The 2,021-nt window shown below is 71.4% G+C and carries 3 protein-coding genes and 1 pseudogene; all 4 read right to left on the reverse strand.

Translation table 11 applies throughout. The features are described 5' to 3' along the window. Positions 1 to 303: pseudogene (locus G3I41_RS17555) on the reverse strand (metal-dependent phosphohydrolase); the annotation flags it as partial. A gap of 109 nt (positions 304 to 412) precedes the next feature. After that, positions 413 to 733, reverse strand: a complete 321-nt coding sequence (gene rsrA / locus G3I41_RS17560) for a mycothiol system anti-sigma-R factor (protein WP_164401170.1) — start codon at positions 731 to 733, stop codon at positions 413 to 415. After that, positions 730 to 1,386, reverse strand: a complete 657-nt coding sequence (locus G3I41_RS17565; RefSeq protein WP_018105559.1) for a sigma-70 family RNA polymerase sigma factor — start codon at positions 1,384 to 1,386, stop codon at positions 730 to 732. Before G3I41_RS17565 ends, rsrA begins: the two co-directional genes overlap by 4 nt. 283 nt (positions 1,387 to 1,669) lie before the next feature. Continuing rightward, positions 1,670 to 2,021, reverse strand: a 352-nt coding sequence (locus tag G3I41_RS17570) for an alpha/beta family hydrolase (RefSeq protein WP_343242159.1), incomplete at its 5' end; no start/stop codon positions are given.

Below are 2,021 nucleotides of genomic sequence, written 5' to 3' on the forward strand. Positions count from 1 at the left end.
GGCGGCGGGCGGTTTGCCGGCCCGGCCCGCGAGGGAGCCGGGGACGGCGACGAGCGCCGCCGCCGGGGGCGGGAGCAGGAACGCGGCGGCGAGCAGCAGCGGGAAGAAGGAACCGGCGCCGACGAAGCCGACCGGGAAGGGGCGGCGGGCGAGGAGTTCGCAGGCGAGGTAGAGCCCGGCGAGCAGGGCGAGGGTGGTCCAAGGGGTGGCGGCGCCCGGCCGCAGGGCGGGCCAGGCGCACAGGGCCGCGCCGAGGGCGACGGTGCCGATATGGGCCCGCGCCGCCCCGCGTGTGGCTCTCACCCTCGCTCGCCCCCCAGCTCCGCTCGTGAAGGGGCCACGCTAGCGAGCGGGGTGATCCCGGCGGGTGCCGTTGGGGGCGATTAGCACGTTCGGGTGAAGCGGGGAGCGGCTACTCCTTGGCCGCGCTCGGCACCTCGGGACCGGAGACCGCGACGTCCTGTTCCGGCACCGCCTGTCCCGAGCGGATGAGGTCGATGCGGCCCATCACCTTGGAGCGCAGGTCGGCCGGCACGTCGTCCTGGCCGCAGCAGCGCTTCACCAGCTTCTTGACGGCCTGCTCCAGGCCGTACTTCTCCAGGCACGGGGAGCACTCGACGAAGTGCTCCTCGAACTTGGTGCAGTCGCTGTCGGGCATCTCCCGGTCGAGAAACTCGTAGAGGTGGTCGAGGACCTCTGCGCACTCCGTCTCGTGCGGCTCTCCGCAGCTCATGAGCCCGAGCCTTTCCGATCGTCCGACTCACCGGCGCCGGCCGGGACGAGCCCGCGGTCACGGGCGTAGTCCTCCAGCATGCCGCGCAGTTGGCGGCGGCCCCGGTGCAGTCGGGACATCACCGTACCGATGGGAGTCCCCATGATGTCCGCGATCTCCTTGTAGGCAAAGCCCTCGACATCGGCGAGATAGACCGCGATGCGGAACTCCTCGGGGATCGCCTGCAACGCGGACTTCACGTCCGAGTCGGGCAGGTGGTCGAGGGCCTGCGACTCGGCGGAGCGCAGCCCGGTCGACATGTGCGACTCGGCGCGGGCCAGCTGCCAGTCCTCGATCTCCTCGGCGGCACTGCGCTGCGGTTCGCGCTGCTTCTTGCGGTACGAGTTGATGAAGGTGTTGGTGAGGATGCGGTACATCCACGCCTTGAGGTTGGTGCCCTCACGGAACTGGTGGAAAGAGCCGTACGCCTTGGCATACGTCTCCTGGACCAGGTCCTCGGCATCCGCGGGATTGCGCGTCATGCGCAGGGCCGCCGAGTACATCTGGTCGAGGAAACCGAGGGCGTCGCGCTCGAAACGCGCGTTGCGCTCGGCCGTCGTCTCCTGCGGGCGGCCGTCGTCGGTCCCTGTGTCGGTCCCAGTGACCGGACCCACCTCCTCCAACGCTGGGGCGGAGCCGAAACCGGACCCGCTCGAATCGGAGAATAGTCGACCTTGGTCCGGCGCGGGCTGTCGTTCCGTTCCGCCGAGTGACCGCGCGGGAGCGGTCTTGGCCGCGTGCAGGACCGTCCACTCCAGGTCAGCGGTGTTCGAGCGACGTGGGCAGATGGTCGAACCCATGCGACGGACTCCCTCTCCACTTACGACGTTGGCGTACCGATGTCCGGAACAACAGCGGCCCCCCACCGGGCATTCCCGGGTGTGCGAGGGGCGCGCGTCACGCCAGTTCCGCCAGCCAGTCGGTGACGGCCGCGGTCAGGACCGCCATCGCGCGCTCCTCCGTGAGCCCGGACTTCCTGGGCACGGAGAAGCCGTGGTCGCCGTACGGCACTTCGGTGATCCGGTAGTCGCCGGGCGGGAATTCGGCGGGCTTCCCGAACGGGTCGTTGCCGCCCTGGACGACGAGCGCGTCCACCCCGCAGCCCAGCAGCTCGTCGGCGCGGGTCCTTTCGGGGCGGCCCGGCGGGTGCAGCGGGAAGCTGAGCGCGAGGACCGCCCGGGCGCCGAGCTCGGCGGCGGTGCGGCAGGCCACGCGGGCCCCGGCGCTGCGTCCCCCGGCGACGACCGGC

This window comes from Streptomyces sp. SID9727 (assembly GCF_010550605.1).
In the GTDB taxonomy this organism is placed as follows: Bacteria; Actinomycetota; Actinomycetes; order Streptomycetales; family Streptomycetaceae; genus Streptomyces.

Bases quoted from the DNA above. Each gene is read 5' to 3' on its own strand.
- rsrA (WP_164401170.1), bottom strand. From the start codon at position 733: ATGAGCTGCGGAGAGCCGCACGAGACGGAGTGCGCAGAGGTCCTCGAC.